The organism is Desmonostoc vinosum (assembly GCF_059505385.1).
The window spans coordinates 1-4,571 of the sequence record NZ_JCACKM010000283.1 but is presented as its reverse complement, the minus strand read 5'-3'; the positions used below and the strand labels follow the sequence as shown (position 1 = coordinate 4,571).

General features: G+C 43.9%; 4 protein-coding genes and 1 pseudogene. 3 read left to right on the top strand and 2 right to left on the bottom strand.

Going from position 1 to position 4,571, the window contains the following annotated elements; all coding sequences use genetic code 11:
- Positions 1–80: 80 nt before the first annotated feature.
- The gene (locus tag AC5JMF_RS29930; RefSeq protein ID WP_495799341.1) at positions 81–248 is read right to left on the bottom strand and encodes a hypothetical protein; all 168 of its coding nucleotides are present in this window, start codon (positions 246–248) and stop codon (positions 81–83) included.
- A gap of 105 nt (positions 249–353) precedes the next feature.
- Here AC5JMF_RS29930 and AC5JMF_RS29925 point away from each other — a divergent pair, with 105 nt between their 5' ends.
- The gene (locus AC5JMF_RS29925; protein ID WP_495799340.1) at positions 354–518 is read left to right on the top strand and encodes a hypothetical protein; all 165 of its coding nucleotides are present in this window, start codon (positions 354–356) and stop codon (positions 516–518) included.
- 109 nt (positions 519–627) lie between these two features.
- Here AC5JMF_RS29925 and AC5JMF_RS29920 read toward each other — a convergent pair.
- Positions 628–3,138, bottom strand: a pseudogene (locus AC5JMF_RS29920) (Tn3 family transposase); the annotation flags it as partial.
- 197 nt (positions 3,139–3,335) lie between these two features.
- Between AC5JMF_RS29920 and AC5JMF_RS29915 the strand changes: the two are divergent.
- Both AC5JMF_RS29915 and AC5JMF_RS29910 read left to right on the top strand, forming a co-directional pair.
- A complete protein-coding gene (locus tag AC5JMF_RS29915; RefSeq protein WP_495799339.1) occupies positions 3,336–4,079 on the top strand; it encodes a hypothetical protein in 744 nt (247 codons plus the stop codon).
- Positions 4,018–4,422 (top strand): plasmid pRiA4b ORF-3 family protein, encoded by a 405-nt coding sequence (locus AC5JMF_RS29910; protein WP_495799338.1) that lies wholly within the window; start codon positions 4,018–4,020, stop codon positions 4,420–4,422. The genes AC5JMF_RS29915 and AC5JMF_RS29910 overlap by 62 nt, the downstream gene beginning before the upstream one ends.
- The last annotated feature ends 149 nt before the right edge of the window (positions 4,423–4,571 follow it).

The window sequence follows — 4,571 nt, the reverse complement described above, 5'->3', positions numbered from 1 at the left end:
TTCCCCTTAGACTTAGCTTCTGTTGATGCTGCGCCTGTGGCAATCGCTGCTCCTGCTATCAACGGTTAATTCTAACCACCTCAAATAAAATCAAAGGCGCTCTCCTTGTGGGGGGCGTTTTTTAGTGTCCATGCTGACGGGGCGATGGTGTGCCCGGTGATCATAGGCGATCGCGTGCGTGCTTGTTCTGCTTGAGGTAGAGCTAAATCAACTCCAGTTTCATCATCTCGTTCCCAGGAATCGGGCACAGAAGTTGCTTAAGCCTGTCCTCAATGTCCTCCAAGATGACTACGGCCCATTTGATTCCTTTTTCATAACTGAATCTGGCTACAACCCCTTGTTTTTCATGCCTTTTGCTTCCTGGGCAATACACCCGCACTCTTGCACCCTTGGTTATTTCTGGTGTCGTTGGTGCGAGTGCGATCGCCTCTGACGTTGCTTTTGGTATCGCATCTATATATAAGGATTCTTCTAAGACAGTCTTTACCTCCGCCGCCACTAGACTTTCATCGTGGTGATTATCAACTTGGTGGTTTATTGGGGTAAAAGTAGCGAAGCTGTCACCATCTGCCACGCGACGGCTGGAACCTTTACCCAGACTTGATTACATCAAAATTTTTTGACTTTTTACGCTACATCAAGTTCTAAACGCTCGTTCATATCCAACTTAAAAGTTCCATAAGGATTAACATGACCCCAAATCAATGGCGTTAGCCCTCGTAAATCTACGGGTGTCATTCGTTTCATCCATACAGGGTCAGCCAAAACCTTCTGAATCATCAAGGTATTAATATAGACCAAGCACATCTGCAACAAATGTAGGCACAGCACCGATAACTCTTGCTCATCTAAACGGTTAGTCGCAATTTCACTGTTCTTGCCGTAAAAAATAAAACTATTAGCACTATTCCACTGCTCCACCACATTTAACCCTTCATTAATTTCGCGCCGCAGAGCTTCCGAATGCAGGTAACGACACAGAAAAATAGTTTTAACCGCCCTACCCAATTCATTCAATGCCCGTTGTGTCGGATGTTGCAGAGCTTTTGCACTAAACCGTTTTAAAATCGTATCTGCTTCCGCCGTACCTAATCGCAGCGCCGTAGCATATTTAATCATTTGGTCATACTGTTGACGAATCAGTTCCCAATCAATCGCCTTGGTCAGCACGGGTTGTAAATTAGGGTAATTTTGTTTCTGGTCAGTCCAAGGCAAGTAGAGTTTTTTCTCCCCAATCCGCTTGATTCGCGGCATCAAGTCGAACCCCAACAGGCGACAGAACGCATACGCCATCTCGTTTTGCCCGTGGGTATCGACATAGTTTTTCTTCACCTTCATATCCGTACAGTGACGCAGCAGTCCCTCAATCATCGCTGCCACCTCACTACTGGAACAGGTTTTGAGTTGAGAATAAATGCACGCAGACTTTTTCTCGACGTGCCAGTAAATCATCACTCCACGACCACCGTAGCGGATGTGCCATTCAGTCATCAGGTTCTGATCCCAAGAACCAAACTTCTTCGAGTCAGAAGCACAGGAAGTAGTACCCTCTCCCCAAATTGCCGTTTTGCGTGCCGATAAAGTGGCATTTACCACCTGGGCAATAGCATTACGTAGATGTTCGCGGTGGATGTAGTGCTTTTTGACGTAACGCAGGTCAGTTTCTTTATCGCCATCAATACCTGCACAGATACGCTTGAGTCCCGTATTCGACCCCAAACCATATAAGCACAACAACAACCGTCGTTGCAGAATATCTCGCTCTAAGTTAGAACGGACACCAGTATTTTTGAAATGATTGGTAAAGCCAATTCGCAAATCGGCTTCTTTCAAGATATCCAGCAAACTTGTCATAAACCAGCGTTGGTCTATTTCACGTTTTAAGTGCAAAATATTTATGGGTTCGGGTTGAGCTTCAAGAGGCGAAACCTTAATCCAACCGTTATTTTTCTCTTGAATCTTGACTTTTGTATTTTTGGGCATTCCTTTGTCCAACATAGTCAGAGCATCGGTCATTTCCTGTTGGAGCGTAGTAATAAATTTTTCTGCTTCAAGTGGTTGCCCAATTGCTTGATAATAAGTTTCCCGGTGGATGTCAAAGTCTTGAGGTAAATCCTCTTCTGGGTTGCAGTAGCGTTTTGCCCCAACGACCCAGATTTCTTTGGAACGCAACCTGTCCCGCAATGTTTGCAATACACAAATTTCGTAATTTACTCGGTTAATCCGCTCTCTTCCATCACTCTCAATTTCAACAATCAAATCCTTCCAGTCATTTTTGAGGACACCATCAATGAATAACTCTTCTCCTAGCGCATAATAACGTTGATTGCTGTCTTGGTATCGTTTGAGCAACTCCAATGCCTTGATGACTGGACGGTGAATATCGTTGTTTGAGCAGAAATCCAAGGTAGATAAAAGTTGAGGCACCATCCGACGATAATGATGCAAATAACTAGAGCGCATCACGGTATAAACTCGTTGAGAGTAGATATTCCCGTTGGATTTATACTCCTTGACTACTGCTTCTAAAGTTGTTGGGCTAACTACCGGATAAACGACATCTTTGACCAGTTCTTCTGGATGCGCCAAAGTTTCCCTCGCCATCTCATATAACAAGCGGGGTTTGTTATCTACTCGCTTAAACTCTTCAATCAGTTGCGTCTTCACCCGGCGCTCGGCACTGACATAGATGCGATGTATGATTTGTACCAGTAACTCTACCAGACTATCTGTAATTTCTTGGCTGCGGCAAGAGCAAAATGCTGCCACTAGGGTGTAGCGAATTGAAGCCGGGTGACGGCGCAGTTCACGGGGTGTTTCCACAGAAGCTCGCCGACGGTAGTGGGTGATAATTTTAGGTGGAACATTGGCAAACAGTTTGGTAGGGATACCCAGGTCTCTAATGCAGAGGAGTTTTTCAATTTCCTTGAGGATACTTTTAAGACTAGTACGTCCGGGGTCTTGCTTGAGGAAATTAAACACTGACTGTTTAAATTGGTTTTGGTCATCATCCAGACCATTTCTTGTCTTGAGAAGAGTATCCATCTTTCTCAAGGTCTCAAAGGATAACTGTTTAAAGATACCAGTACAAAATTTCTTCTCAGTTGTTTTAACGGCTGACCGAATCAGCCGTTCAATCCCTGGCTGTCTAATTGGTAGACAAAGCAGGTAAGCTGAGGAAAGCACCTAGCAGCAGTAAAAAATTAGTGATAGTAAAGTTGCCTCGCCATCGCCCAGAACGAAAATTCAATAATATCAAACGAATAGTAGTAGAATGTTCGCTCGTCGAGTGCGTGCATTGTGGGGCAGAATTAGCTCTACGCAGACCAAGACACATGCGTAAAACCATTCAAACAATGGATGGTGCAGTGTTTGTGGCAGGTAAGAGTAAAGAATGTACCAATCCCAGTTGCACAAATTTTGGTAAACATTACTACGCTGCTGGCGTGCTAAAATACAGCCTGCCTTACAGTACCTATGGGCTAGATGTGTTGGCATTTATCGGTTGGCAACATGAGCATGAGCATCAACAGTTGGTAGAAATTCAACGCTCATTAAAAGGGCGTGGTGTGTCCATTAACGAGAGTAATGTGGGCAAGTTATATCGGCAATTTCTAGCACTGTTAGGTGGAACGATTGCACATACACAGGAAAAATTAGCTGCTACAGCCGTTGAACATGGTGGTTTAATTTGGGCAATAGATGCCTTACAGCCAGAGGGTCACGGGACTTTGTTATACGTATTATATGAAGTATTAAGTGGTACACCAGTCTGTGCAGTTCAATTGCCACAGGCACAAGTAGAACGGTTAATTGAGTGGCTGCAACCATATAAGGAGTTACCGTACAAAGTGCTAGCAACTTTGTCAGATGGGGAATCAGCAATCATCGCTGCAATGAATTCAAGTTGGCCAAATGCACCACATCAACGTTGTCAGGCACATTTTCTCAGTAATTTGAGTGAAGCAGTGCTGCCATTAGATACAAAACTACGACAGCAATTAAAAGCAGATTTAGATGGATTACCCATATGGAACAAATACGGGGCTAACTTACGGTCAACCTCAAAGAGAGTTTAATGTGCGTTCGGAAAAGACTGTAAAGCTAAGTCAGGTGGTTAAGGGAGAGAAGTCCAAATTCTTCTACACTTACGATTTTGGGGATAGCTGGGAACACGAAATTTTGGTAGAAAAAGAACTACCATCAACTCCTGATACAAACTACCCCGTATGTATCACTGGGAAGCGTGCTTGTCCTCCTGAAGATTGTGGTGGTTCTTGGGGTTATGCAGAGTTATTGGAGATTATTAGTGACCCATCACACCCAGAATATGAAGAGAGGATGGAGTGGGTAGGTGAAAGCTTTAATCCAGATACCTTCGATATCAATGAAGTTAATCAAAGGTTACGAGAATTTCAATAAGTTACCATTATCCTCAACTTTTTTGATGAAATGCTCTCTATACAAGCTTTTCATACGTTACGTGGCGGCTGGTGACAGCTTCGCTACCTTTACCCCTTTTAGGAACACCTCATACTCTATGAGTAGTGCTTCGGCTTCAGATAAGTAAA

Excerpts from the sequence above, each read along its gene's own strand:
- AC5JMF_RS29915 (WP_495799339.1), top strand. The coding sequence starts at position 3,336 with ATGCGTAAAACCATTCAAACAATGGATGGTGCAGTGTTTGTGGCAGGT.
- AC5JMF_RS29910 (WP_495799338.1), top strand. The coding sequence starts at position 4,018 with ATGGATTACCCATATGGAACAAATACGGGGCTAACTTACGGTCAACCT.